At 70.9% G+C, this 22,718-nt stretch carries 23 protein-coding genes; 8 read left to right on the top strand and 15 right to left on the bottom strand.

Annotation, left to right across the window (positions count from 1 at the left end):
• Nucleotides 1-7 precede the first annotated feature (7 nt).
• Entirely contained in the window at nt 8-1,288 is a 1,281-nt protein-coding gene (locus NH2_RS08280) for an FAS1-like dehydratase domain-containing protein (RefSeq protein ID WP_067650711.1), read from the bottom strand.
• Between the two features lie 102 nt (nt 1,289-1,390).
• Nucleotides 1,391-1,675: a hypothetical protein gene (locus NH2_RS08275; protein WP_245650475.1), complete on the bottom strand. Its 285-nt coding sequence runs from the start codon at nt 1,673-1,675 to the stop codon at nt 1,391-1,393.
• Between the two features lie 147 nt (nt 1,676-1,822).
• On the opposite strand from NH2_RS08275, the gene NH2_RS08270 reads away from it, so the two are divergent.
• The 3 genes from NH2_RS08270 to NH2_RS08260 all read left to right on the top strand — a co-directional run bounded on the left by NH2_RS08270 (nt 1,823) and on the right by NH2_RS08260 (nt 5,680).
• Nucleotides 1,823-2,581 carry an SDR family NAD(P)-dependent oxidoreductase gene (locus NH2_RS08270; RefSeq protein ID WP_067650706.1) on the top strand — a complete coding sequence of 253 codons (759 nt, stop codon included), beginning with the start codon at nt 1,823-1,825 and terminating at the stop codon, nt 2,579-2,581.
• Between the two features lie 41 nt (nt 2,582-2,622).
• Nucleotides 2,623-4,773 (top strand): acyl-CoA dehydrogenase family protein, encoded by a 2,151-nt coding sequence (locus NH2_RS08265; RefSeq protein WP_067650702.1) that lies wholly within the window; start codon nt 2,623-2,625, stop codon nt 4,771-4,773.
• Nucleotides 4,774-4,882: 109 nt separating this feature from the next.
• The gene (locus NH2_RS08260; protein WP_067650700.1) at nt 4,883-5,680 is read left to right on the top strand and encodes a FadR/GntR family transcriptional regulator; all 798 of its coding nucleotides are present in this window, start codon (nt 4,883-4,885) and stop codon (nt 5,678-5,680) included.
• 61 nt (nt 5,681-5,741) lie between these two features.
• Here NH2_RS08260 and NH2_RS08255 read toward each other — a convergent pair whose 3' ends face one another.
• From NH2_RS08255 to NH2_RS29190, 5 genes are all read right to left on the bottom strand, one after another.
• Complete coding sequence (locus tag NH2_RS08255; protein ID WP_067650696.1) at nt 5,742-5,933, bottom strand: ferredoxin; 192 nt, start codon at nt 5,931-5,933, stop codon at nt 5,742-5,744.
• A gap of 242 nt (nt 5,934-6,175) precedes the next feature.
• Complete coding sequence (locus tag NH2_RS08250; protein ID WP_084505325.1) at nt 6,176-7,417, bottom strand: NAD(P)/FAD-dependent oxidoreductase; 1,242 nt, start codon at nt 7,415-7,417, stop codon at nt 6,176-6,178.
• A 34-nt stretch (nt 7,418-7,451) separates the two neighbouring features.
• A complete protein-coding gene (locus NH2_RS08245) occupies nt 7,452-7,946 on the bottom strand; it encodes a nuclear transport factor 2 family protein (RefSeq protein ID WP_067650693.1) in 495 nt (164 codons plus the stop codon).
• Nucleotides 7,947-7,973: 27 nt separating this feature from the next.
• The gene (locus NH2_RS08240) at nt 7,974-9,098 is read right to left on the bottom strand and encodes a Gfo/Idh/MocA family protein (protein ID WP_084505324.1); all 1,125 of its coding nucleotides are present in this window, start codon (nt 9,096-9,098) and stop codon (nt 7,974-7,976) included.
• 227 nt (nt 9,099-9,325) lie between these two features.
• Complete coding sequence (locus NH2_RS29190; RefSeq protein WP_067650688.1) at nt 9,326-9,808, bottom strand: lipocalin-like domain-containing protein; 483 nt, start codon at nt 9,806-9,808, stop codon at nt 9,326-9,328.
• 187 nt (nt 9,809-9,995) lie between these two features.
• Here NH2_RS29190 and NH2_RS08230 point away from each other — a divergent pair, with 187 nt between their 5' ends.
• Nucleotides 9,996-10,883 (top strand): NAD-dependent epimerase/dehydratase family protein, encoded by an 888-nt coding sequence (locus NH2_RS08230; RefSeq protein WP_067650684.1) that lies wholly within the window; start codon nt 9,996-9,998, stop codon nt 10,881-10,883.
• 9 nt (nt 10,884-10,892) lie between these two features.
• A complete protein-coding gene (locus NH2_RS08225; RefSeq protein WP_067650681.1) occupies nt 10,893-11,870 on the top strand; it encodes an aldo/keto reductase in 978 nt (325 codons plus the stop codon).
• Nucleotides 11,871-11,953: 83 nt separating this feature from the next.
• On the opposite strand, the gene NH2_RS08220 is transcribed toward NH2_RS08225, so the two are convergent.
• The 8 genes from NH2_RS08220 to NH2_RS08185 form a co-directional block, all read right to left on the bottom strand.
• Complete coding sequence (locus tag NH2_RS08220; RefSeq protein ID WP_067650678.1) at nt 11,954-12,700, bottom strand: SDR family NAD(P)-dependent oxidoreductase; 747 nt, start codon at nt 12,698-12,700, stop codon at nt 11,954-11,956.
• Nucleotides 12,697-13,566 (bottom strand): LLM class F420-dependent oxidoreductase, encoded by an 870-nt coding sequence (locus NH2_RS08215; RefSeq protein ID WP_067652455.1) that lies wholly within the window; start codon nt 13,564-13,566, stop codon nt 12,697-12,699. The genes NH2_RS08220 and NH2_RS08215 overlap by 4 nt, the downstream gene beginning before the upstream one ends.
• Nucleotides 13,567-13,618: 52 nt before the next feature.
• A complete protein-coding gene (locus tag NH2_RS08210; RefSeq protein WP_067650676.1) occupies nt 13,619-14,842 on the bottom strand; it encodes an acyl-CoA dehydrogenase family protein in 1,224 nt (407 codons plus the stop codon).
• Nucleotides 14,842-15,867, bottom strand: a complete 1,026-nt coding sequence (locus tag NH2_RS08205) for a phosphotransferase family protein (RefSeq protein ID WP_067650672.1) — start codon at nt 15,865-15,867, stop codon at nt 14,842-14,844. Before NH2_RS08205 ends, NH2_RS08210 begins: the two co-directional genes overlap by 1 nt.
• Nucleotides 15,864-16,658, bottom strand: a complete 795-nt coding sequence (locus NH2_RS08200; protein WP_067650665.1) for an SDR family oxidoreductase — start codon at nt 16,656-16,658, stop codon at nt 15,864-15,866. The genes NH2_RS08205 and NH2_RS08200 overlap by 4 nt, the downstream gene beginning before the upstream one ends.
• Entirely contained in the window at nt 16,652-17,875 is a 1,224-nt protein-coding gene (locus NH2_RS08195; RefSeq protein ID WP_067650662.1) for a cytochrome P450, read from the bottom strand. The genes NH2_RS08200 and NH2_RS08195 overlap by 7 nt, the downstream gene beginning before the upstream one ends.
• A 43-nt stretch (nt 17,876-17,918) precedes the next feature.
• The gene (locus NH2_RS08190; protein ID WP_067650659.1) at nt 17,919-18,749 is read right to left on the bottom strand and encodes a mycofactocin-coupled SDR family oxidoreductase; all 831 of its coding nucleotides are present in this window, start codon (nt 18,747-18,749) and stop codon (nt 17,919-17,921) included.
• 232 nt (nt 18,750-18,981) lie between these two features.
• The gene (locus NH2_RS08185) at nt 18,982-19,881 is read right to left on the bottom strand and encodes a LysR family transcriptional regulator (protein WP_067650658.1); all 900 of its coding nucleotides are present in this window, start codon (nt 19,879-19,881) and stop codon (nt 18,982-18,984) included.
• Between the two features lie 137 nt (nt 19,882-20,018).
• On the opposite strand from NH2_RS08185, the gene NH2_RS08180 reads away from it, so the two are divergent.
• From NH2_RS08180 to NH2_RS08170, 3 genes are all read left to right on the top strand, one after another.
• Nucleotides 20,019-20,915, top strand: a complete 897-nt coding sequence (locus NH2_RS08180) for an SDR family NAD(P)-dependent oxidoreductase (RefSeq protein ID WP_084505319.1) — start codon at nt 20,019-20,021, stop codon at nt 20,913-20,915.
• Between the two features lie 129 nt (nt 20,916-21,044).
• Complete coding sequence (locus NH2_RS08175; protein WP_067650648.1) at nt 21,045-22,241, top strand: thiolase C-terminal domain-containing protein; 1,197 nt, start codon at nt 21,045-21,047, stop codon at nt 22,239-22,241.
• Nucleotides 22,241-22,672 (top strand): Zn-ribbon domain-containing OB-fold protein, encoded by a 432-nt coding sequence (locus tag NH2_RS08170; protein ID WP_067650645.1) that lies wholly within the window; start codon nt 22,241-22,243, stop codon nt 22,670-22,672. Before NH2_RS08175 ends, NH2_RS08170 begins: the two co-directional genes overlap by 1 nt.
• The last annotated feature ends 46 nt before the right edge of the window (nt 22,673-22,718 follow it).

The following is a 22,718-nucleotide window of genomic DNA, read 5'->3' as shown; positions in this document are numbered from 1 at the left end:
CCCATGGTCATGCCCGCGCGGCGCGCCGCTGCTCGGCACGCAGCCGGCCGTGGCGCGCGAGCATCTGCGCCGCGACTCGCTCCAGCTCGACCGGGGCCGTCGGCAGGATGGCGAGACCGGTCTCCCGGCTCGGCAGCACGACGGTCGCGGTGGCCGGGCAGGTGACCTCACCGCGCTGGCTGGTACCGCGCAGCTCGATGTCGATGAGGTTGCGGTCGCCCTCGACCCGCTTGCCGACGACCTCGCCGGTGATGGTGTGGGTGTCGCCCTGGTAGTTGAACTTGCGCATCTGGCTCGACATCGACTCGAGCCAGCCCTCGTCCCCGATCCAGTCGGTGAGGTAGTGGGTCAGCCAGCAGTCGCGCATCATGCCGTAGTCGTAGGCGGCGGGCACGCCGATCGAGCGGGCGTACTCACTGTCCCAGTGGATGCGCTGCGCGACGTCGGGAACGCCCTGGCCGTTGGGGATGTAGAACGGCGCGATGCGCTTGCGGTTCTTGTAGGCCAGCCGGCTCGCGGTGGGGGCGTACGGCGCGAAACCGTAGCCGCCGGAGTGGAAGACGACCATGTCGGTGGTGGTCAGCGGCCCCTTCGCCATCACCCCGACGGAATCGCCGACGGCGACGTCCTCGAAGTAGCGGGTGTTCGCACCGCGCGGCGACTCGGCGGCATAGATCTCGTCGATCTTCGCGATGTCTTCCGGGGTGTAGGACGCGGGCTCGATGGCGTTGTACTTCTTGCGCTTCTTCGATTCGTGCCGCTCGGTGTGGATGGTGATCACCCGCTGGGTCTGCACGACCTCCGCGCGCTGGTTGAACTGCACGTGGATGCGCGTGACGATCAGCGACCGGCCGGCGAACTCCGACTCCTTGAGCTCGACGCTCTCGAAGCCCTGGAAGGAGTGCAGCGTGTCACCGTCGTAGACCGGCCGGTACCAGTCGGTGGTCGTCCCGGAGACGAACACGTGGATGCCGCGGAAGGACGGGCGGCGCTGCTCCTTCGGCACCGGATCGGCGAGCAACCCCTTGGTGAGCGCGATATTGATCATCGGCGGCGCGATCTGCCCGCCCCACCGGGTGTCCTGGCCGTACTCCTCGTCCACGAACAGCGGATTGTCGTCACCGTAGCTGCGCGCGAAGTTGCGCATGACGTCCGGGGTGGCGCGGGTGTACTGCTCACGCTGGGTCACCGCCTGGAAGACGCCGACCAGGTCCTTCGCCCGCTGGATGTCCTCCTCGCGGAACGTGTAGACCTCGGGTCCGGTGTCCGTCTTCTCCGATGTGCTCAAGGAGTGCCTCCGTGGTCGATAAGTTCGGTTCTTCGTCAGAGTAAGTGAACCTAGTGCAATATGTAAGACCGCAGCGGGGGCGAGACTCCGACGGGGGCGGAATCAGTCCGAGGACGGCAACTGCTTGGCGGCCTTGAGCGGCAGCGCGCGGCCGTCGAGCTCGAGCCTGCCGGTCCCGGGCTTCGTGCAGAGCAGCTCCAGGCCGGCCCCCTCGTCGGCGTAGCGCTTGCCCAGCTGCGCCCCGCCGACATGCTCGGGCCCGATCCCGGAGCCGTCGCCCGTACCCTTCCTGCCCACAACCATCTCGGCCCCGCCGCAGGTCAACGCGACATCCGCGGTGGGCGCGCGCACCACGATCACGGTGGTGGCGTCGACGGAACTGGCCAACGACTGACCGACCTTGAGAATCACTGTTCCTCCGTTCGAATGGACTGCACGCCCGGGCCCGCCCCGGGGCCGAAGCAGCCGCGGGGTAGCGCCCATCACATAGTTAAGATAGTACTATAAGTATTCCACTCGATCCCAGGAGTCCGCATGCAGCTCACCGGAAAGAAAGCCGTCGTCGTCGGAGGCGCCTCCGGAATGGGAAGGGCCACTGCCGAAGCGCTGGCCGCCGGTGGCGCCCAGGTCGCCATCCTCGATCGGGAGTCCAGTGACGGGAAGGCGATCGCCGAGACGATCGGCGCGGCCTTCCACCCCGCCGACATCACCGACTTCGACGGCACCGAGCAGACCCTGGCCGCGGCCGTCGCCGAGCTGGGCGGGCTGCACATCATCGTCACCACCGCGGGCGGCGGCCGGGTGGAGCGGACCCTCGGCCGCGGCGGCCCGCACGACCTGGACAACTTCCGCCGCGTCATCGACCTCAACCTGATCGCGACCTTCAACCTCGGCAGGCTCGCCGCCGCCCACATGGCGGGTAACGAACCCGAGGACGGCGAACGCGGCGTCATCGTGAACACCTCCTCCATCGCGGCCTTCGAAGGCCAGATCGGCCAGGTCGCCTACACCGCCGCCAAGGCGGGGATCGCGGGCATGGCGCTCACCATGGCCCGGGATCTGGGCTCGCTCGGCATCCGGGTGCTCGCCATCGCGCCGAGCCTGTTCGCCACCGGAGCCACCGCCGGGCTGAAGGACGACCAGGTCGGCGCGCTGGTCGCGGACGCCGCCTTCCCCAAGCGTATGGGCAGGCCGGAGGAGTACGCCAAGCTGGCCCTCGCCATCATCGACAACCCCATGCTCAACGGGCAGTGCCTGCGGCTCGACGCGGGCCAGCGGTTCGCCCCCCGCTGAGCGCGCCCCCGCACCCGCCCCGACTCCGCTAGGAACCCTCCATGCCACTCGCGATCACCGACGAGCACCGCGACATCGCCGATGCGGTCCGGTCGTTCCTCACCGGCCACGACGCCGCGGGGCTCGCCCGCAGACTGGTGGATGCACCGGAGACCGACACCACGCCGCTGTGGAAGCAGCTCGCCGAACTCGGCTGGCTCGCCCTGCACCTGCCTTCCCGGTTCGACGGTGCGGAGGCCGGGCTGCCGGAGCTGGCTGTCGTCGCCGAGGAGCTCGGGCGCCTGCTCGTCCCCGTCCCCTTCCTGCCCGGCGTGGCGGTCTCGGCGACCCTCGCCGCGACCGCCGACGACGAGCAGCAGTCCCGGTGGCTGCCGGGGCTGGCCGACGGCTCGACGCTCGCCGGGCTCGGCATCGGCGGGACGCTCACCCGCTCCGGTGACACGGTCTCGGGCGACGCGGGCCTGGTCGTCGGCGCGGTCGGCGCGGGCGTGCTCGCGCTCACCGCCGGACCGGACCTCGTGCTGATCGCCGCGGACGACCCGGCGATCACCGTCGCGCCCGCCCCGGATTTCGAACCGACGCTGCGCCTCGCGCACGTGGTGCTGAGCGACGTGACGCCCGCGGCACTCGTCCCCGGCGCCGCGGCGCGGCTGCGGCACATCGCCCGGACCCTCGCCGCGGCGGAGGCCGCCGGCGGCTGCCGTGCCGCACTCGACGCCGCGCTCGGCTACGCGAAGGTGCGGGAGCAGTTCGGCAGGCCGATCGGGTCCTTCCAGGCCGTCAAGCACCAGCTCGCCGACATGCTCGCGACCGCCGAGCTCGCGACCGCGGTGGCCTGGGACGCCGCGCGCGCAGGCACCGCGGGCGACCAGGCGAACCTCGCCCTCGATGCCGCGCGCGTGCTCGCCTTCGACGCCTTCGTGAGCAACGCCGAACGGAGCATCCAGATCCACGGCGGTATCGGGTTCACCTGGGAGCACGACTGCCACCTGTTCCTGCGCCGCGCGCAGGCGCTGCGCGCGCTCTTCGGCGACCCCGCCGCCGCCCTCGATTCGATCGCCGCCGCCGGCGCCGCGGGGCTGCGCCGCCAGCACGCGGTCGATCTTCCCGCCGAGGCGGCGGATTTCCGGGTCCAGGCACGCGAGTTCCTCGACCGGTACCGCGCCGCGCCGGAGGCAGAGCGCCGCGCGCTCCTGGTCGACTCCGGCTATCTCATGCCGCACTGGTCCGCCCCGTTCGGCCGGGCCGCGTCGCCGGTGGAGCAGCTGGTGCTCGACGAGGAGTTCGCCGGTGTCGAGCTGCCGAACCTCGGGATCGGCGCCTGGATCCTGCTCACCCTCGTCCAGCACGGCGACGCCGCGCAGATCGAGCGCTGGATTCGCCCCGGGCTGATGGGTGAGCTGGTGTGGTGTCAGCTGTTCTCCGAGCCCGGCGCCGGCTCCGACGCCGCGGCGGTCGCGACCCGTGGTACCAGGGTCGACGGCGGCTGGCGGATCACCGGGCAGAAGGTGTGGACCTCCAGCGCCCAGTACTGCAACCGCGGCCTGGCGACCATCCGCACGAATCGGGACGTGCCCAAACACAAGGGCATCACCGCGGTGGTGGTCGATATGCACGCGCCCGGGGTGACCGTGCGGCCGCTGCGCGAGATCACCGGCGAGGCGGTGTTCAACGAGGTCTTCTTCGACGACGTCTTCGTTCCCGACGAGGATGTGGTCGGCGCGGTCGACAACGGCTGGACCGTCGCGCGCGCGACCCTCGGCAACGAGCGCGTGTCGATCGGCGGCGGCTCGCCGGGCACCGACGACCGCTCGGCCCTCGGCCTGCTCGGCCTCGCGGAGCGCCACACCCCCGGCGACGACGCGATCCGCCGGGCGGTGGCCGCGCTCGCCGCCCGGGAGCAGGCGATGGCGGTGCTGAACGTCCGGCGGGTGGTGCGGGCGGTGGCCGGCGGCGATCCGGGACCGGAGGGCAGCATCACCAAGCTCCTCGCCGCCGAGCATTCCCAGCACGTCAGCGAGCTGGGGATGCGGATCGCCGGCCCCGCCGTGGTAGCCGGGGACGAGCCGCAGCGCGCGTACAACTACCTGTTCTCCAGGGCGATGACGATCGCGGGCGGCACCTCGGAGATCAACCGCAACGTCATCGCGGAGCGGGTCCTCGGCCTGCCGCGGGAGCGCATCGCCAACTGAGGCGATATCCGTCATCCGGGGCAGCGCTCATCGCACGGGCCGCTGCCCCGGATACCCTCGTGTATTTTAACTAGGTACGCGAAGTCATTCACAGCTGGAAGGTGGTCCCGTGACCGAGGAAGCGTTGGCTCCCCTCTTCGCCGTACGCAGCGAGGCAGGGCGGTCCGTACGCCCGCCGAAGACCGCCGAACTCGTCGCGCGCAAGCTGCGCCGGATGATCGTCGACGGTGAGCTCAAGGACGGCGACCACCTGCCGCACGAGGCCGAGCTCATGGAGCACTTCGCGGTGAGCCGCCCGACCCTGCGGGAAGCAGTGCGCGTGCTGGAGGCCGAACGGCTGGTCGAGGTGCGTCGCGGCTCCCGCTCCGGCGCTCGGGTCGGCGTGCCCGGCCCCGAGGTGCTCGCCCGGCCGGCCGCGCTGCTGCTGGAGCTGTCCGGCGCCACGGTGGCCGACGTGTACGTCGCCCGCGAGGCGATCGAGCCCGCCGCGGCCCGGCTGCTGGCCGAGACCGGGACCGAGGAGGCCTTCGACGAGCTGGAGCGCATCGTCGACGAGGCCATCCCGTCGTCGTTCGCCGCGGGCACCTTCGCCAAGACCGCGACGGAGTTCCACCTACGGATGGTGCAGCTGGCAGGCAACGCCACGTTGGCCCTGATCGCGGGGATGCTGCAGGAGATCTACGAGCGCCACACCACGACGGTGTCGGCCGAGAGCCGGGACACCGCCTGGGAGCGCTACGAGGCGAATTACAAGCTCTTCGTCCGGTCCCAGCGCAAGCTGATCAAACTGCTCCGCGCGCGGGACGGCGCGGGCGCCTTCGCCCACTGGCAGAAGCATATGGTGGTCGCGCGGGCGCTGGTCCTGCGCGACCGCGAGGACACGCAGGTCCGCGACCTTCTCGAGTGAACGGCGCCTGCCGGTGCGGCGGGGCCACACCGGCAGGCGTCGAAAACAGCCGACAGCGCTGTCAGTCCTCGATGGCGATGGCCCGTTCAGGGCACGATTCCGCACCGAGCCGAGCCGCGCGCTGCTGCTCCGCGGGCACGTCGCCGTCGACCGTCACGGCATAGCCGAGGTCGTCGAGGTCGAAGACCTCCGGGCTGTTGGCCGCACACAGGGCGTGGCCGGAGCACTTGTTCGTGTCGACGTGAACCTTCATCGAACCTCCCGGTCGAAGTGGTGGCAGGAGTCGAAGGCTTCGACGTACTGCCTGAGATCAGTGTACTGATACGGGCAATCGGCGGCCATAATTGTCGGCCGAACCCCGGATAAGTAGCCGGAGTCGGCCCCTTGCCATGCCCGCCTCCAGCCCCGCCGCGACGCCGACCCGGAGCACGGAAGCCGCACGGCAAGGCCCTGCGGCTTCCGAGTGGCTCCGGGACGGCTCGGTGAATCGGCGCGCTAGCGGTCCGCGGTCGCAGCGGGCTGCGCGACCGCGGAGGGCACGGGGGTGGTGGTAGCGGCCACGACCGCCAGCGCCTCCTCCGTCGACGCCCCGCGCGCCAGCAGCGCACGGAGCTTGATCATGGTGCGCGGTACCCCGCCGCCGACGGCGCCCGTCACCGTGGCACCCCGGCTGTACAGCGCGACGAAGCGGCGGCCGTCGTCGAAGGCCACCGCGACCTCGTCGTCGGGGCCGAAGTGCCCGAAGCCCTGGAGCTTCACGTCGTACTGGTCGCTCCAGAAGTACGGGACACCGCGCTCGGCGCTGCCGGTCCCGCACAGCTCACCGGCGACGATCGCGGCCTGCTCCCCCGCGCCGGTCCAGTGCTCGACCCGAAGGTGCCTGCCCGAGGCCGGATCCCACCAGGCGGCGACATCGCCGACCGCCCAGACCCGCGGGTCGTTGGTCCGGCCCCGTTCGTCGCAGCGGACTCCGTTGTCCAGGACCAGACCGCTGTCCTGCAGCCACTCGACCGCGGGGCGCGAACCGATGCCGCTGAGCACCACCGGCGCGGCCACCTCGGCGCCGTCGGACAGCCGCGCGCCGCGCACCCGGTCCGTACCGAACAGCTCGGCGACCGAGACCCCGCACCGCAGATCGACTCCGGCCGCGCGGTGCAACCGCGCCACGAGCTCGCCGACCTCCGGGCCGAGCACCCCGGCCAGCGGCTGCTCCTGCCCCTCGACCAGCACCACGTCCTGCCCCGCCGAGCGCAGCCCGGCGGCGACCTCGCAGCCGATGAAGCCGGCGCCGACCACCAGGACCGACGCCGCCTCCGCGAGTTCGGCCCGGAAGGCGAGCGCGTCATCGATCGTGCGCAGGACGTGGACGCCGGCCAGCTCGGTGCCGATCGGCAGCCGCCGCGGGGTGATTCCGGTGGCGACGACGAGATGGTCGTACTCCAGCACCGTCCCGTCGTCGAACTCGACCTTCCGGCTCATCCGGTCCAGCCGCGTCGCCTTGGCCCCGAGCCGGAGCGTGACGTCGAGTTCGCGCAGCGCGTCCTCGTTCCGCAGCACGACCTGATCCGGGGTCATGGTCCCGGCCAGGATCTGCTTGGACAGCGGCGGGCGATCGTAGGGCGGGTGCGCCTCGGCACCGGCCAGCGTGATCGCGCCGCCGAATCCCGCCCGGCGCAGCTCTTCGACCGTTCGCAGACCGGCCAGCCCCGCTCCGACGACAACCACGGATTCCGACATCAGGCTCCTTACCTACATCCGGCCGACGGGCCGGTCAGCCCGCCGCGTGCGCCTGCGGCATCCCGTGATCGATCACGGTGCCGGGCGCCTCGAACTGGAAACTCGAATCGTGGGGGGTTTCCGGAGCGTCGATTCCGGTCAGCAGCGCGATGCGCCACTCCCCCTGCTCGCGCCGGAAGCGCACGTCGTAGAGGGCATCGACCACGACGATCTTGGTGCCGCCGCCGTCCTGCGGCAGGACCAGGTGGGCGATGCCGTGCACGAATCCGGTCGCCTCGTCACCGTCGACCCTGATGTCGACCCCGCCGAAGCCGGTCGGGTTCTTCGCGATCGGCGCCATCATCGCGAAGAAGCCCTCGGCCTGCGCCGTGACCGCTTCCCGGCCGACCGCCGCACCCCAGCGGCCGTCCTCGGTGAACAGCGCCGCGAGCTCCGCGGCGTTCCGCGCGTTCTCGGTCCACCAGTACTTCTCGATCAACCGGCGACAAGCGAACTCGTCGAGCAGGAGCTGAGTGTAGGAATCGAGCATGACTACCTCCGAAATCGGTCGAACTGGCTACGCGCGCACGGTCGAACGCTCGACCTGGTCCATCGCCCTGCGGGTGGCGAGGCCGTCGCGGAAGGTCGCGTAGGCGCCGGTCTCCCGCTTCCCGGCGATGACCTGCGAGAGGTCGCGAGCGAACTCCTGGAACATGAAGGGCAGGTGCATCGGCTCGGCCACCCCGAGCCCGCAGCGGCGCAGCAGGTCGGGGGCGCCCTGCACGCCGACGTCCTCGGTAGCCGTGAGCTCGCGGAGCTCCTCGCCGCTCCGCGCTCCGCGCAGCACCCCTTCGCCGTCCAGCGTGAGGATGCCTTCGGTGCCGTGGATCTCCCAGGCCAGCCCGGTGGGGTGCTGCACGGTCCAGCCGGAGCTGACGGTGAGCACGGCGCCGGTGGCCGTCGTGGCCAGCACCGTCACGACATCGTCGCCGTCGACCTCGACGGTGCCGATCGTCGGCGCCTCCGCGCCGAGCTCGAAGAGCTTGGCGGGGCTGATCGACGGGTCGAGCACCTGTGCGGTGGTCTGGTAGGTGGTAGCCCGCCCGGTCGCCTCGGTGATCGGGCCGACGATGCTCTGGATGAGGTCGATGGTGTGCGAGAGGTGCTGCTGCATCACGCCGCCGCCGTCCGCCACCATCCGGGGCCAGCAGGAGTAGAAGGTCGAGAACTTGGGGTTCGTCGCGTAGTTCGTGAAGTCGCGCGCGTTGACCACCACCGGGCGGCCGATGAACCCCTCGGCGACCAGGTTCTTCGCGTGCCGGTGCAGCGGGTCGTAGCGCATCTCGTGACCCACCGCGTGCACGACGCCCGCGGCTTCCGCGCGCTGGAGCAGGTCGGCGGCCTCCTCGGCGCTGACGCCGAGCGGCTTCTCGGAGAGCACGTTCTTCCCGGCCGCGATCACGTCCCGGCTGATCGTCGCGAGATACACGGGCGGAACCACCACGTGCACCAGGTCGATCTCGGCACGCTCGAGCAGCTCCTCGTGGGTGGCGTCGACGTTCGGCACGCCGAACGTCTCGGCGGCCGCCTTGGCCCGCTCGGGCACGACGTCACACACCGAAACGACTTCGACACCAGCCGCGACGTAATTGTTGAGGGACAGATTCGCGTACATTCCAGCGCCGATTACGCCGACCCGCATATCTCGATCCTTTCGCTCAGCATTGATACGAAAACCCAGGTTCAACTTCTGGCTGCGGCGCCGTTGCCGCAGGTAAGCGGCACCGTTGCCACCCTCTGAGCGAACTTGGTTTACTAAGTAACCTAACGCTAAACGGTGCCCTCAACTGTGTCAAGGACCACGTTCCGCACGGAATCCCTACCACTCCGCCGCGCCGTCCGTGGGGGAATCCGAGCCGACGAGGAGCCTTATCCGGCCGCGCGGCGCCAGCGCAGGAACAGTGGCAGCTGAGTACCGGGGATCTGTGGCGTCGGCACACTGAGCTCGAGCTCGTCGCCGAAGAATTCGACCCGCCGTTCCTGCAGGGTCCCGATGAGATCGGGATCCAGGCAGAGTTCGAAGTGGTGCCGGACGAGCGCGCGCTCTTCGTACAGCTCGTACGGCCCGCTGTAGGCGAGATAGGTCCGAGCGAGCACGCCGGCGAAGGCATCGTCGAGCTCGTCCAGCCGGGTGCCGTGCTCACCCCGGGGCCGGTCGGCGCGCATCAGGTTCACCGACACGAAGCCGTCCGCGGAGTACAGCAGGTGCCCGGTGGCGTGCTCGCCCATGAGGTGGATCGTCCGCCCGGACCGGGTGCGACCGGTGAAGGTCACCAGCCGCCACGCGCCGACCAGGCGCTCCCGGAGCCCGCGGGGGGCGGTGACGGTGCGGGCGGGATCGTTGTCTGCCACGTGTTCTCCACTTCGCCGGGGAGCCGACGGGCGGGAAGTCCGGCCGTCGTGCAGGAGTTGAGTCTCCTCTTCTGAATGAATCAGAGGGTAGGTGCGAAAAGCTGGGCTTCCGCAAGGGTAAAGAGTACACTGCATTACTGCACGGCGCGGCACCCCGCTCCGCGACCGAAGTTCCCCAGGAGGTTCTGTGCAGATACTTGTGACCGGCGCACGCGGCAAGGTCGGCCGCCACGCGGTGGCCGCCGCGGTGGCGGCGGGACACCGGGTGACGGCCAGCGACATCGGCGCCCCGTCCTACGGTCCGCCGATCGACCCCGCCGCGCCCCCGTACATCCGCGCCGACCTGCGTGACTACGGGGAGACGGCCGGGCTGATCCAGACGGTGCAGCCGGACGTCGTGGTGCACACCGCGGGTCTGCCCGACCCGGTCCACGATCCGGCCCACATCGTCTTCGGCACCAATACGATGACCACCTTCAACGTGGCCGAGGCGGTGTTCCGGTGCGGGGTGGGCCGGCTGGTCTACACCTCCAGCGAGACGGCGACCGGGTTCATGAGCGCCCAGGGTGGCCCGCAGCTTCCGGACTACCTGCCGGTGGACGAGGAGCATCCGATCCGCCCGCACGAGCCCTACGCGCTCTCCAAGTACCTCGGCGAGCAGATCCTGGACGCGCTGGTGCGCCGCTCGACGGCGACCGCGGTGTCGGTGCGGCCCTCGCTGGTGCTGGAGCCGGGCGAGTACGCGTCGTTCGTCGCTCCCCTGCAGGCGTCGGCGAAGAAGGCCGTCAAGCCGTTCTTCAACCAGTGGAGCTATGTCGACGCCGACGATCTCGGCGAGCTCATCGTGCTCGCGGCGACCGCGAACACTCCCGGCCACGAGGTCGTCTACGCGGCCCAGCCGGACAACATGCTCGGCAGGCCGCTGGCCGAGCTGCTCGAACTCGCCTACGGCGATTCGGCGCCGCCGCTGGGCACGCTGGACCGGCCGGACGCGGGCCCGGAGTCGATCGCCAAGGCGCGCAAGCTCTTCGGCTGGGATCCCAAGCGCTCCTGGCGCGACCACCTGCCGAGCTGAGGAGACGACATGGACTACGTGCGTTTGGGCCGCAGCGGCCTGCAGGTCTCCCGGCTGGCGCTCGGCTGCATGAGTTACGGCGACGCGAGCCGCGGCGGGTACCAGTGGGTACTGGACGAGGAGGCGAGCCGGCCGTTCCTGCGGCGGGCGATCGAGCTCGGGATCAACTTCTTCGACACCGCCAACGCCTACTCCGGGGGCAGCGGCGAGGAGATCCTCGGCCGGGCGCTCGCCGATTTCGCCCGCCGGGACGAGGTCGTCATCGCCACGAAGGCGTTCATCCCGTGGCGCGAGGGCCCGAACGGCGGTGGGCTGTCGCGCAAGGCGCTGATGACCGCGATCGACGACAGCCTGCGGCGCCTCGCCGTGGATTACATCGACCTCTACCAGATCCACCGCTGGGATCCGCACACTCCGATCGAGGAGACGATGGAGGCGCTGCACGATCTGGTGAAAGCGGGCAAGGTCCGCTACCTGGGCGCCTCGTCGATGTACGCGTGGCAGTTCGCCAAGGCGCAGTACACCGCCGACCTGAACGGGCTGACCCGGTTCGTCAGCATGCAGGATCACTACAACCTCCTCAACCGCGAGGAGGAGCGCGAGATGATCCCGTTCTGCCGCGACCAAGGCGTCGCGATCCTGCCGTGGAGCCCGCTCGCGCGCGGCAGGCTGACCCGCGACCCCGGGGCGGACAGCGCGCGGTCGTCCTCGGACCTGATGATGGGCAGGCTGTACGAGAAGACCGAGGAGGCCGACCGCGCCGTGGTCGAGCGGGTCGCCGAGGTGGCGGAGAAGCGCGGGGTGCCGCGCGCGCAGGTCGCGCTCGCGTGGCTGGCGGGCGCCCCCGGCGTGACCGCGCCGATCGTCGGCGCCACCAAGCCGCATCACCTGGAGGACGCGGTGGCCGCCCTCGAGCTGGAGCTCGACGACGAGGAGCGGCGGCTGCTCGAGGAGCCGTATATCCCGCACGGTATCGTCGGCTTCTGACTCCGCACCGACATACGCTGCCGCACAAGTGATTCCGGCGCCGAGCCTGAAGGCTCGGCGCCGGTTCGGCGTGCTGCCCGCGGCTATCGCGGGCCGCCCGACGCCGTGACCACCTGACCGTTGACGTAGCTCGCCTCGTCCGAGAGCAGGAAGGCGACGAGCGCGGCGATCTCCTCCGGCCTGCCGCCCCGGCCCGCGGGCAGGTTCTGCACCATGCGCTCCAGGGTGGCCGGATCAACCGTGCCCACCCGCGGCGTCTGCACGAACCCCGGCGCGACCGCGTTCACCCGGATGTTGTCCTTGATCAGCGCCAGCGCCGTCGTCTCGGTGAGCGAGTTCAGCGCGGCCTTGGAGGCGCCGTAGGCCATCATGGCGGGGTCGGGCTTCAGCGACGAGGTGGAGGAGATGTTCACGATCGCCCCTCCCCCGCGGGCGCGCATATCGTCCTTGGCCAGCCAGGTGAGGTGGAACGCCGCCTCGGCGTTCGCGGTGAACATCCGCCGCCACAGCTTCACGGTCATCTTCTCGGGGTCCACCAGCCGGGTGTAGGCGGCGTTGTTGACCAGCAGGTCGATCGGTCCCAGCTCGCCACGGACCCGGTCGACCATCGCCACCACGGCATCCTCGTCGGCGATGTCGGCGGGCACCAGCAGTGCGCGCCTGCCGAGCGCCGCCACGGCCGCCGCCGTCTCCTCGGCGGCCTCGGCGTCGCTGCGGAAGTTGATCGCGACGTCCGCCCCGTCCGCGGCCAGCGCCAGCGAGATCGCGCCGCCGATGCCCTTGCCGCCACCGGTGACCAGCGCGATCTTGCCCTCGAAGCGAGTGCTCACCCCGCCACCGCCGACGCCAGCCCGGCCGCCGCCGCGAACTCCTCGATCCCGGCGATCGCCTCGCGGCTGCGGCGCCACGGTGTCGCCACCACGCGGTGCACCCCCGCGGCCTCGTAGCCGGCGATCACCTCGGCGTCGAAGCCCTTGCCCCACCCGGTCAGCACCGTGATCTCGAACGGCTCGTCGGCCGGCCTGCCGTACTCCGCGCGCAGCTCGTGCAGCCTGCGCACGATCCCGGCCACCTCCTCGGGGCCCTGCTGGCCGCCGTACCACCCGTCGCCGGCCCGCGCGGCCCGGCGCAGCGCCGCCTCGGAGGAGCCGCCGACCAGCATCGGCGGGCGCGGGCGCTGCACCGGCTTGGGCTCGAAGCCCATCTCCGGCAGCGAGTAGAACCGCCCGGTGTAGCTCGGCCGCTCCTGGGTGAACAGGGCGTCGAAGATCGCGAGCATCTCGTCCAGGCGCTTGCCCCTGGTAGCGAAATCCTGGCCGACGGCCTCGAACTCCTCGCGCATCCAGCCGACCCCGAGCCCGACGCTCAGCCTGCCGCCGGAGAGCACGTCGACCGTGGCGATGGAGCGGGCCAGCGACAGCGGCGCGTGCAGCGGCAGGATCGCCACCCCGGTACCGACCCGGACCCGGGTCGTCACCGCGGCCAGATGCGCGAGGGTGGCGAACGGCTCGGTGAAGTGGGAGTCCGGCGCGAACGGCGGCTTCCCGTCCCCGCCCGGGTAGGCGAGGTCCAGCGAGACCGGGGTGAGAATGTGCTCGCCCACCCAGAGCGACTCGAACCCGAGCCGCTCCGCGCGCTGTGCCACCTCGGTCAGCTCCGTGAGCCGCACCGGCACCATGTTCAAGCCGAAATGCATCGTGAGTTCCTCTCGTTTCCGGCGGTTCTCCCCGCCGGCGGCTCGGGCCGGGTCACCGCGCGTCGCGGTGCCGCCGCAGTTCCGCCCGCGCAAGGGCGTTCTTGTGTGCTTCGTCGGGGCCGTCGGCGAGGCGCAGGGTGCGGATGCTCGCGTAGGCGGCGGCCAGGGTGAAGTCCTGGGACAGCCCGCCCGCCCCGTGGGTCTGGATCGCCTTGTCCAGGATCCACTGCACGGTGATCGGCGTGGCGATCTTGATGGCCTGGATCTCCGCGTGCGCGCCCCGGTTGCCGACCGTGTCCATCAGCCACGCGGTCTTGAGCACCAGCAGCCGCAGCTGCTCGATGCGCACCCTGGCCTCGGCGATCCAGTCCCGGATGACGCCCTGTTCGGAGAGCGGCTTACCGAAGGCGACCCGCTCGTCGGCGCGCGCGCACATCAGCTCGATGGCACGTTCGGCGACCCCGATCGAGCGCATGCAGTGGTGGATGCGGCCCGGACCGAGCCGGGCCTGGGCGATGGCGAAGCCGTCGCCCTCGGCGCCGATCAGATTCGCCGCGGGCACCCGCACATCGGTGAAGCTCAGCTCGGCATGGCCGCCGTGATCGTGGTCGTCGTAGCCGAGCACGCTCATGCCCCGGTGGATCTCCACCCCGGGAGCGTCCCGTGGCACCAGGATCATCGACTGCTGCCGGTGCCGCTCCGCGCCGGGGTCGGTCTTGCCCATCACGATGAGGATCCGGGCGTTCGGGTTCATCGCACCGGTGATCCACCACTTGCGCCCGTTGACGACGTAGGAGTCGCCGTCGCGCTCGATCCTCGTCGCGATGTTGGTCGCGTCGGAGGAGGCCACGTCGGGCTCGGTCATCGCGAACGCCGATCGGATCTCGCCCTCCAGCAGCGGATCCAGGTACTCCTTGCGCTGGGCCTCGGTGCCGAACATCGACAGCACCTCCATGTTCCCGGTGTCGGGAGCCGAGCAGTTCAGCGCGGGCGGAGCCAATTGCCCGCTGCGCCCGGTGATCTCGGCCAGCGGCGCGTACTGCAGGTTGGTCAGCCCCGCGCCGTGCTCGCCGGGCAGGAACAGATTCCAGAGGCCGCGGCGCCGCGCCTCGGCCCGCAACTCGGCGAGCACCGGGACCGAATCCCAGGCCCACCGATCCGGCAGCCGGTCGAGCTGCTCGTAGAACACCGGCTCGGCCGGGTACACGTGGCTGTCCATGAAATCCAGCAGCGTGGCGCGGCGTTCCTCGGTCTCGGCATCGAACGCGAAGTCCATCAGCGAAGCTCCTTCAGTGCGGTGAGCCCGATATCGAGCAGGGGTTGCACCACGGCGCCGACGTGGTCGAAACCCGCTCCGACGGTCTGACCGTGGATGTAGCGATAGTGGATACCCTCGTGGATCGCCGCCGACTTGAAGGCCGCGAGCGCGAGGTAGAACCCGAATCGGGAGAGGTCGCGGGAGCTGCGCGCGGCGTAGGCGTCGAGGATCTCGGTCTCGGCGAGGAAGCCGGGCGCGGAGGCGGCGTCGGGCACCGCGCGGCCGCGGTCCACCCGGCCGATCCGCTGATAGACCACCAGCAGCGCCAGGTCGGTCAGCGGGTCGCCGAGGGTGGCCATCTCCCAGTCGATCACCGCCGTCACGCGATCGTCCTGGTCGACCAGGACGTTGTCCAGCCGGTAATCGCCGTGCACGATACCCGGCGCCGACTGCGGCGGGACCTCGGCGAGCAGCCGGGTGTGCAGTTCGTCGGCGGCGGGCAGCTCCCTGGTCCGGGAAGCCTCGAGCTGCCTGCGCCAGAGCCGGATCTGCCTGGCCAGAAAGCCCTCGGGCCTGCCGAAGTCACCGAGCCCGACGCCGGCCGGATCGACCTCGTGCAGCTCGGCCAGGGTGCGCACCAGGCTGCCTGCGATGGCCCCGGTGCGCTCCGCGCCGAGCGGCTCCAGCTCGGCGGCGTACCGATACGGCGTCCCGGCCACGCGTTCCATGACATAGAACGGCGCGCCGAGCACGCTGTCGTCCCGGCACAGCGCGTAGGTCGCGGGCACCGGGACGGCGGTGTCCCGCAGCGCGGCCAGTACCGCGTACTCGCGCGCCATGTCGTGCGCGGTCGCCAGCACGTGGCCCAGCGGCGGCCGCCGCACGATCCAGGTCGAGCGGCCGTCGGTGACCTCGTAGGTCAAGTTGGACTTGCCGCCCGCCAGCAGGCGCGCGCCGAGCCGGCTGCCCGCGCCCGGCACGGCCTCGGCGAACCAGTCGCCGAGGCGGGCGAGGTCGAGGCCGGCCACCTCGTCCGCGCTCATCGGGTCGCCCGGATCGGCTCGCCCGCGTCCGGCCCGCCGGTCAGCGTCACGCCGCCGTCGATCACCAGGACCCGGCCGGTGATCCAGCCGGCGTCGGCGGAGAGCAGGAAGGCCACCGCTCCGCTGATGTCGGCGGGCACGCCGAGCCGCGCGAGCGGGTAGGCCGCCGCAGCCACGTCCTCGCGGCCCTCGTAGAGCTTGCTGGCGAACCGGGTCTTCACCACCGCCGGAGCGACGGCGTTGACCCGGATCCCCGGTCCGAGCTCGACGGCGAGTTCCTCGGTGAGGTGGTTGAGCATGGCCTTGCTCGCACCGTAGAACCCGATGCCGGGGGCGGGGAGCACCCCGGCGACCGACGACACGTTCACGATGGATCCGCCGTGCTCGGCCATCCAGGCGCGGTATACCTGCTGGGTCCACCCGAGCGCGGCCAGGCAGTTGACCTCGACGACCTTGCGCGCGGCCGGGAGATCCAGCTCGATCAGCGGCCCGTGGACCGGGTTGATGCCGGTGTTGTTCACCAGCATGTCCACGCTGCCGAAGGTCTCGATCGCCCGGGCCACGGTCGCGGCCCGGTGATCGGGATCGTCGGCGCGGCCGGGCACGCCCACCGCGTACTCCGGCCCGCCCAGCTTCTCCACCGCGGCCGCGAGCGCCTCCGGCCCGCGCGCGGTGAGCACGACCTTCGCGCCTTCGCCGGCCAGCCGCTCGGCGACGCTCAGCCCGATGCCCCGGCTCGCCCCGGTGACGATGGCGGTCCGGCCCGTGAATCGGCCCGGCGCAGTCACCATTCCAGCGGCAGCGCGTCGTACCCCGACACGGTTCCGACGTGCTCGGTGAAGACGGTGCCTTCCGGTACCCGGTAGTCCGGCAGCCGCTTGTGCCACTCCTCGATCGCGATCCTGAGCTCCAGCCGCGCGAGGTGCGAGCCGAGGCAGCGGTGCGGACCCGCGCCGAACGCGATGTGGCGGTTGGGGCGCCGGTCCGGGATGAAGGTGTCCGGGTCCGGGAACTGCTCGGGATCGCGGTCGGCCGCGGCGGTGCAGTACAGGATCCGATCGCCCTTCTTGATCCGGAACCCGCCCAGTTCGGTGTCGGTGGTGACGACGCGGGCGCCGGACGCGATCGAGTAGTACCGCAGGAACTCCTCGACCGCGTCCGGGATCAGCTCCGGCTCCTCGATCAGCTCCCGGCGCAGCTTCGGGTCCTCGGCCAGGTGCCGGAACATGTAGACGAGCATGTTGGCGACGGTGTCCAGCCCCGCGAGGTAGAGCAGGAAGCCCATCGCGTAGAAGTCCTCGGTGCTCACCGGCTCGCCGTCGATGGTCTGCGCCAGCAGATGCGAGACCAGGTCGTCGGTCGGGTGCGCCCGGCGCAGCTCCAGCACCGCGTTGAGATCGCCGATGATCTGCGCCGCCGCGGTGCCCTTGATCGAACCGTCCGGGTCGTTCTCGGGCAGGGTGCGCATGATGATGTCGGCCCGCTCGATGAACTGGTCGCGCTGCTCCACCGGCAGCCCCATCATGCGCAGGAAGATCGTGGTCGGGAACTTGAGCGCGAACTCCTGCTTGAAATCCCCGCCGCCCTTCGCCACGAATTCATCGATCAGCTCGCCGCAGAACTGCCGGATCTCGTCTTCGCGATTCTTGATCACGCCCGGGGCGAACGGCCCCGCCAGGGTGCGCCGGTACTTGCCGTGCTCCGGCGGGTCCAGCTCCTCGGGGATCAGCTTCTGGTGCGGCTCGTCGAGGTAGTTGACCGAACTGCTGGAGAACGTCGCCGTGTCCTGCAGCGCCGCCAGGTTGTCGGCGTAGGTCATCAGGTAGTTGATGTCGTACTTGGGGGTGATGTCGCTGCGGAAGATCGGCGTCTCCGACCGCAGCCGGTTCCAGGTCTCCCGATGCTGCGCCAGCAGTTCCGGGGTGGTCGAGTGGTCGAAACCGGCCCGCATCGGGGCGAGCGGGCAACCGGATGTCTGCGCTGCCTCGGCGGTACTCACTGACTCCATGGCTCTTCCTTTGTTGGCTCGAACGGCGAATGTGTCGGCGGCTTCAGCGAACCGTGAAGCCCGCGTCGAGGGGCAGCGCCACGCCCGTGATGTAGTACGCCTCGTCGGACACCAGCCACGCGACGGCGTTGGCGATGTCCTCGGCCTGCAGGATCGGGATCGGCAACGCGTTCTGCATCGCGGAGATCGCGTTGTCCTTCGACGCCGCGGCCTCGGCCATCAGCCGGTCCATCACCGGGTTCTGCGTCATCCCCGAGACCACCCCGGTCGGATGGATCGTGTTCACCCGGATCGACTCCGCCGCCAGATCGTTGGCCAGCGTCTGCATGAACCCGACGAGGCCGCGCTTGGCCGCCGCGTAGGCCTGCGAACTTGCCACCGCCGAACCGGTGCCCTTCAGCCCCGCGGTGGAGCTGGTCAGCACGATCGAACCGCCCCGCCCGCCCTGCTTCAGGGCGGGCAGCGCCGCGCGCACGGTGTGGAAGACGCCGGTGAGGTTGGTGTCGATGACCTCCTGCCACTCGCTCAGGAAGTCCTGCTCGTCGCCGAGCCGGATGATGCCCGCGTTGGCGATGACGATGTCGACCCGGCCGAACTCGGCGTAGCCCTCGTCGAAGGCGGCCTTCAGCCCGTGGTAATCCCGGACGTCGGCGACCCGGGCGACGATCCGGCGCCCCTCCTTCTCGACCAGCTCGACGGTCTCGGCGAGGTCGTCCTCGGTCGCATTCGAATAGTTCATGTGCGGGTAGTCCGCGCAGATATCCACCCCGATGATGTCCACGCCGGCGCGGGCGAGGCGCACCGCGTGCGCCCGGCCCTGGCCGCGCGCGACGCCGGTGATGAAAGCCACGCGGCCTTCGAGAGATCCGGCCACTGTGAACTCCTTCGTTCGTTGTCCTCCAGGCGCGGGCTCCGGAGCCGCCTCCCTGCATGCGCCTGGTCCACCGGCGCTGCGCGGGCATACCGCCCGGTCCGCCGCTGTGAGCGACAGCACAGTATTCAGTCACCTCATTAGAGCCGACCCGGCCGGGGATCTCAATTGCCGTTTCCGCGACGCGGCGTCCCGCAACACGCAACACCGGACCGACCGGCCGGGCGGCCCCTGCTCAGAGCGCCGGAATGGCCGCGAGGATGGCGTTCAGGATCGCCTCCTCGCCGCGGTCGGCGCGCCAGACGACCCCGACCGTCATCTCCGGTCCGTCGGCCAGCCGCCGCACGCGGAAGGACTGCTCGTAGTAGACCCGGGTCGCCCCGGTCTGCACGTCGACGAAGGACAGCGAGAGGTCGCCGGTGCGCCGCACGTGCTCGGCGAGGCGGATCACATCGGCGGTGGGGAAGACCCGGACGTCGCGCGCGCCCTTCTCCTCCAGCTGCCGCTTGAGATCGGCCACCACCGGGGGTACCGGCACCACCGAGACCGAGGGTAGCTGAATGGTGCGGCCGATCACGTCGGACACGGTCAGCTCGCCGGGACGCGCCGCTATCGGGTCGTCGGCGCGCATCGCGATGCCCATCCGGTAGCCGGCCACCGCGCGGGCCCGCAGCCCGGGGCGCTCGACGGGCAGGTACTCGACGGCGAGATCGAGCACTCCGTCGGCCACCATGCCCGAGAGTTCCGCCGGGGGCAGGATCTGCAGGACGACCTCGCGGTCGGGCACCGCCTTGCGCGCGCACTCGACCACGGTGTCGAGCACATCGGGTTCGGTGAGATGGCTGCTGCCCACCCGGATGACCCTGCGCGCGGCATCCAGCTCGGCGAGCAGGTCGGGCAGCAGCGCGTCGAAGGCCGAGACGACCGTGGCGCCGCGCGCCGCCAGCCGCGCGCCGGCCGCCGTCGGCGTCACCTCGCGCGGGCCCCGGACCAGCAGCTGTGCTCCGATCTCGCGCTCCAGGTCGCGGACGGCCCTGCTGACCGGCGAGGTCGTGAGGTGCAGGCGTTCGGCGGCGCGTCCGAAGTGCCGCTCCTCGACCACCGCGAGAAAACACCGCAGCTGGTGAACGTCCACGACGACGAGCCTCCTCCGGACCACGACGCGAGCGCGCGCCCGCTCCCCCATGATGGCCCGCGCGAACTCGCGCGGCGCCGATTCGGCGGCAATCGGCCCGGTTGCGCCGGGACGAAGCTATTGAGTTTACTGATTACATGGTCGCATCGAGATCCCCGGCAGCCGGAGGGCACCCGCTGGCAGGCCGGGTGGCGCTGGTGACCGGGGCCGGAGCCGGGCTCGGCCGGGCGCACGCGCGCGAGCTCGCGCGGCTCGGCGCGGCGGTGGTCGCGGAGGATCTGGACGGTGCGGCCGCGGCGGCGGTCGCAGCCGAGATCACGGAGGCGGGCGGCCGCGCCATCGGGTTCGCCGGCGACGCCGCGGACTGGGCGACGGCGCGGTCGATGGTGGAGGCGGCGATCGAGACCTTCGGCGGGTTGCACGTCCTGGTCAACAACGCAGGCATCAGCAGGCCCGCGATGTCGTTCTCGATGACCGAGGAGGCCTGGGACTCGGTGCTCAGGACCCACCTCACGGGCACCTTCGCCCCGTCCCGCTTCGCCGCCGCGTACTGGCGCGCGGAAGCGAAGGCAGGCAGGCCGGGGCAGGCCGCGGTGGTGAACACCTCCTCCGGCAACGGCCTGGACGGCGGTGATCCCGGGCACGTGAACTATTCGGTGGCGAAGACCGGGATCAACACCATGACCACCGCCATGGCCAAGGAGCTGGCGCCCTACGGCGTGCGGGTCAACGCCATCGCGCCGCTGGCCTACACCGCCATGACCGCCCCGCTGTGGGGCACCGAGCTACTGCCAGCCGAGCGCCGCGCGGAGCTGGAGCCGGAGAGCGTCGCCGCGGTCGTCGGCTGGCTGGCCGCGCCCGCGAGCGCTCCCATGACCGGCCGGATCCTCGCGGTCACCGGGTCCAGGGTGGTGCTCTGGCGCGGCTGGGCCCCGGATACCGTGGTGACCACCGACGGTGCCTGGACCCACGAGAAGATGGCGGCGGCCGCGGCCGCGCTCGGCACCGCTGCGCAGCAGCGACCGCTCGGTTGACAATCGCGGACCGGTCACCTCTACTGAACGAAGATAAGTACTCTCAATTACTCCTCGGCGCGTCGCCGGCCCTCCTCGGAAGGACTCCACAATGCTGTGTTCTCCCCGCTCTACCCGGGAGGGAGGCGCATGACGACGGCTCCGGATGTGGCCATCGTCGGTGTCGGCGCCACGGACTACTACAAGCGCGGCCGGTCCTGGCCGCGCACCATTCCCGACCTCGCGGGCGAGGCGATCATCAATGCCTGCGACGAGGCGGGGCTGTCGGTCACCGACATCGACGGATTCGCCTACTACTCGGGCGCGGGCGCGGGCTACGTCGACAAGATGGACACCGCGGAGTTCATGGAGACCCTCGGCATCCCCGAGGTGACCTTCACCGCGGCGCTCACCGCGGGCGGCGGCGGCGCGGCCGGGTCCATCGGGCTGGCCAGGGCGGCGATCCTGGCGGGCGACGCGAATGTCGTCGTCACGGTCATGGCGCTGCAGCAGAACCCGCACTCCCGGCTGGGCGCCGTCGGCGCCGCGGCGGCGCCGAACCCGACCAACTCGTTCCTGCAGCCGGCCGGGCTGGCCGGGCCGGGGCACTCGATGTCGGTGCTGACCCGCAGGCACATGCACGACTACGGCACCCGCCGCGAGGCGTTCGCCGAGATCGCGGTCTCGCAGCGGCAGAACGCGCTGAATCGCCCGAAGGCGATCTTCAAGGACCAGCCGATCACCACCGAGGACTACTTCGACGCCAGGATGATCGCCGAGCCGCTGTGCCTGCTCGATTTCTGCCTGGAGACCGACGGCGCCATCGCGGTGATCACCACCAGCCTCGAGCGCGCCCGGGATCTCAAGCAGAAGCCGGTGCCGGTGATCGCGGCCGCGCACGGCGGCAGCCGGGACTGGGGCCGCGCCTTCGGCTGGTTCGGCATGCCGCAGGAGACCTTCGCCTCCTCCGGGCATGCCCCCGTCGCCCAGCATCTCTACCGCCGCGCGGGCGTCGGCCCGGAGGACATCGACGTCGCGCTGCTCTACGACCACTTCAGCCCGATGGTGCTCATGCAGCTCGAGGACTACGGCTTCTGCAAGAAGGGCGAGGGCGGGCCGTTCGTGGAGAGCGGCGCGATCCGCTACCGGGGCGGCTCGCTGCCGGTCAATACGCACGGCGGGCAGCTCTCCGAGGCGTACATCATCGGCATGACCCATATCAAGGAAGGCATCGAGCAGATGCGCGGTACCGCCATCAACCAGGTGCAGGGCGCCGAACTCGCGCTGTGCACCGGAGGCCCGGCGCACATCCCGGTCAGCGGGCTCATCCTGGGCAAGGCGCTCTGATGGCGGGCGCGGCGCAGGCACTGCCCGGCGATCACGTGCGGATCACCACCAACCCGGTGACCGAGCCGTTCTGGCAGGCGGCCAAGGAGGATCGGCTCGTCGCGCTGGCCTGCGGCGACTGCGGCACGTTCCGGATGCCACCGACGCCGTACTGCCCCAACTGCCGCTCCAAGGCGCAGAACTGGGTGGAGCTGTCCGGACGGGCCACTGTGTTCTCGTTCTCCATCGTGCGCGGCTACCCCGGTTTCCCCGACATCGTCATCGCTGCGGCGGTGCTCGACCTCGAGGGCGCGCCGGGCGCACGGCTGGTCAGCGACATCATCGAGGTCGATCCCGACGCGGTGTACATCGGCATGCCGGTGACCGTCACCTTCAGCCCGATCACCGAGGGCTGGAAGATTCCGCTGTTCCGCCCTGCCGAGAACAGCTGAGCGGGCACGAGCCCGCCCGCACCGGCCCGGTGGCGATCCCACCGGG

It is taken from the genome of Nocardia harenae NBRC 108248 (genome assembly GCF_001612885.1).
Lineage (GTDB): Bacteria > Actinomycetota > Actinomycetes > Mycobacteriales > Mycobacteriaceae > Nocardia > Nocardia harenae.
Note: the sequence above shows the minus strand (reverse complement) of the source record. Positions and strands in the feature narration are given on the sequence as shown.

Excerpts from the sequence above, each read along its gene's own strand:
- NH2_RS08265 (WP_067650702.1), top strand. The coding sequence starts at position 2,623 with ATGCCACTCGCGATCACCGACGAGCACCGCGACATCGCCGATGCGGTC.
- NH2_RS08215 (WP_067652455.1), bottom strand. The coding sequence starts at position 13,566 with ATGCATTTCGGCTTGAACATGGTGCCGGTGCGGCTCACGGAGCTGACC.
- NH2_RS08240 (WP_084505324.1), bottom strand. The coding sequence starts at position 9,098 with ATGCGGGTCGGCGTAATCGGCGCTGGAATGTACGCGAATCTGTCCCTC.
- NH2_RS08205 (WP_067650672.1), bottom strand. The coding sequence starts at position 15,867 with ATGAGCGCGGACGAGGTGGCCGGCCTCGACCTCGCCCGCCTCGGCGAC.
- NH2_RS08175 (WP_067650648.1), top strand. The coding sequence starts at position 21,045 with ATGACGACGGCTCCGGATGTGGCCATCGTCGGTGTCGGCGCCACGGAC.
- NH2_RS08250 (WP_084505325.1), bottom strand. The coding sequence starts at position 7,417 with ATGTCGGAATCCGTGGTTGTCGTCGGAGCGGGGCTGGCCGGTCTGCGA.
- NH2_RS08195 (WP_067650662.1), bottom strand. The coding sequence starts at position 17,875 with ATGGAGTCAGTGAGTACCGCCGAGGCAGCGCAGACATCCGGTTGCCCG.
- NH2_RS08180 (WP_084505319.1), top strand. The coding sequence starts at position 20,019 with ATGGTCGCATCGAGATCCCCGGCAGCCGGAGGGCACCCGCTGGCAGGC.
- NH2_RS08225 (WP_067650681.1), top strand. The coding sequence starts at position 10,893 with ATGGACTACGTGCGTTTGGGCCGCAGCGGCCTGCAGGTCTCCCGGCTG.
- NH2_RS08270 (WP_067650706.1), top strand. The coding sequence starts at position 1,823 with ATGCAGCTCACCGGAAAGAAAGCCGTCGTCGTCGGAGGCGCCTCCGGA.
- NH2_RS08200 (WP_067650665.1), bottom strand. The coding sequence starts at position 16,658 with ATGGTGACTGCGCCGGGCCGATTCACGGGCCGGACCGCCATCGTCACC.
- NH2_RS08210 (WP_067650676.1), bottom strand. The coding sequence starts at position 14,842 with ATGGACTTCGCGTTCGATGCCGAGACCGAGGAACGCCGCGCCACGCTG.
- NH2_RS08170 (WP_067650645.1), top strand. The coding sequence starts at position 22,241 with ATGGCGGGCGCGGCGCAGGCACTGCCCGGCGATCACGTGCGGATCACC.
- NH2_RS08245 (WP_067650693.1), bottom strand. The coding sequence starts at position 7,946 with ATGCTCGATTCCTACACTCAGCTCCTGCTCGACGAGTTCGCTTGTCGC.
- NH2_RS08255 (WP_067650696.1), bottom strand. The coding sequence starts at position 5,933 with ATGAAGGTTCACGTCGACACGAACAAGTGCTCCGGCCACGCCCTGTGT.